We start from the raw sequence: 1,766 nt of genomic DNA, 5'->3' as shown, positions 1-1,766 counted from the left end.
GCTGCTGCCCTGGGTGCGCTGCGACGTGTTGCCCGAGCTGTGGCGCGCCGCGCGCAAGTCGGGTTTTGCTCGCCCCAACATCCGCCTGCTGACCGACATGATCGCCTGCCCCGGCGGCGACTTCTGCTCGCTGGCCAATGCGCGCTCCATCCCGATCGCTGAAGCCATCACCGAGCGTTACCAGGACATGGACGAGTTGCACGACCTGGGCGAGATCGACCTGCACATCAGCGGCTGCATCAACTCCTGCGGCCATCACCACAGCGGCCACATTGGCATCCTGGGCGTGGACAAGGACGGCAAGGAGTGGTACCAGGTCACGCTGGGTGGCTCCGATGGCTCGACCCTGAGCGGCGCGCCTGTGCCCGGCAAGGTGGTCGGCCCTTCTTTCTCTGCCGCTGAAGTGCCTGAAGTGATCGAAGCTGTACTCGACACCTACCGCCGGCAGCGCGAGGCCGGTGAGACCTTTGTCTCCACCCTGCGCCGCGTCGGCATCGACCCGTTCAAGAGCGCTGCCAATGGCGCACGTTTTGCCGCAGCCACCGCTGCTGCCTGAGGAGAGCTGCATGAAACTTTTGCCATTCGCCGACCACGTTGCCGCTGAAGACAGCAGCACCCTCGTGCTGCCGAACGACGCCGATCCGCTGTCGCCTGCTCTGGACGACGTAACCCGCATCGACCTGCATTTCCCCAAGTTCACCGACGGCCGCGCCTTCAGTCAGGCCTTTTTGCTGCGCCGGCGGCGCGGCTTCAACGGCGAGATCCGCGCCACCGGTGACGTGCTGGTGGACCAGCTGGCGCAAATGAAACGCAGCGGTTTCGACGTGGCCGTGCTGCGCGCCGACCAGGACATGGCGACCGCCCAGCGCGTGCTGGCGTCCTACCCGGGTTACGGCGTCGGCACCTACCAGGGCGATGCCGTCGACGTGTCACCCCATTTCAAGCAATCCAGAGAAGGGGCTGCGGCCTGAACACCATGAGCCTCGATCTTTCCAGCATCAATGCAGAACTCGGCCACAACGCGCAGGGCCTGGTGGACTGGGCCGTCGGACTGGACAAGCCCGCCATCGTCACCACCAATTTCCGCCCCTTCGAGGCGGTCATCCTGCACATGGTGACGCGCGCCAATCCCCAGGTTCCCGTGGTCTGGATGGACAATGGCTACAACACCGACGCCACTTACCGCTTTGCCGATGAAGTAACCAAGCTTCTCAAGCTGAACCTGCACATCTACCTGCCGCGCCGCTCGCGTGCGCACCGCGAGGCGGTGGTCGGTCCGACCCCGGCGCTGGACGACCCCCGCCATGCGGCCTTCACCGAAGAGGTGAAACTCGAGCCCTTTGCCCGCGCGCTGCGTGAAACCGCACCCAAAGTGTGGTTCACGGCGCTGCGCGCCACCGACACCGCCGTGCGCGCCCAGATGGACCCGGTCAGCGTCAATCCGGACGGGCTGATCAAGGTCGCGCCGCTGCTGCACTGGTCGTCCAAAGACCTTTACCAGTACTGTGAGATTCACGGCCTGCCCAACAATTTCGACTATGTGGACCCCACCAAGGGCGAGGACAACCGCGAATGCGGTCTGCACCTCGCACACTGACCTATGAACGCCCGCACACCCTCCAACCTGCTGCCTGCCGACCCCGCGACCTCCATCGCGCGGCTGTCCAACGCCCACCTCGATGCGCTCGAGGAGGAAACGATTTTTATCCTGCGTGAAGTGGCGGCCGCCTTCGAGCGCCCCACCCTGCTGTTTTCGGGCGGCAAGG

General features: G+C 65.1%; 2 protein-coding genes and 2 pseudogenes. All 4 read left to right on the top strand.

The features are described from left to right. Positions 1–556: pseudogene (locus tag Q8K05_RS12330) on the top strand (nitrite reductase); the annotation flags it as partial. Between the two features lie 10 nt (positions 557–566). Beyond that, positions 567–971, top strand: coding sequence for a DUF934 domain-containing protein (locus tag Q8K05_RS12325; protein WP_305246888.1), 405 nt, complete (start codon positions 567–569; stop codon positions 969–971). 5 nt (positions 972–976) lie between these two features. Then, on the top strand, positions 977–1,597 hold the full coding sequence (locus Q8K05_RS12320; protein WP_305246887.1) for a phosphoadenosine phosphosulfate reductase family protein: 621 nt from the start codon (positions 977–979) through the stop codon (positions 1,595–1,597). Between the two features lie 3 nt (positions 1,598–1,600). Next, a pseudogene (locus tag Q8K05_RS12315) lies at positions 1,601–1,766 on the top strand (sulfate adenylyltransferase small subunit); the annotation flags it as partial.

The organism is Polaromonas sp. (assembly GCF_030682935.1).
In the GTDB taxonomy this organism is placed as follows: domain Bacteria; phylum Pseudomonadota; class Gammaproteobacteria; order Burkholderiales; family Burkholderiaceae_C; genus Polaromonas.
Note: the sequence above shows the minus strand (reverse complement) of the source record. Positions and strands in the feature narration are given on the sequence as shown.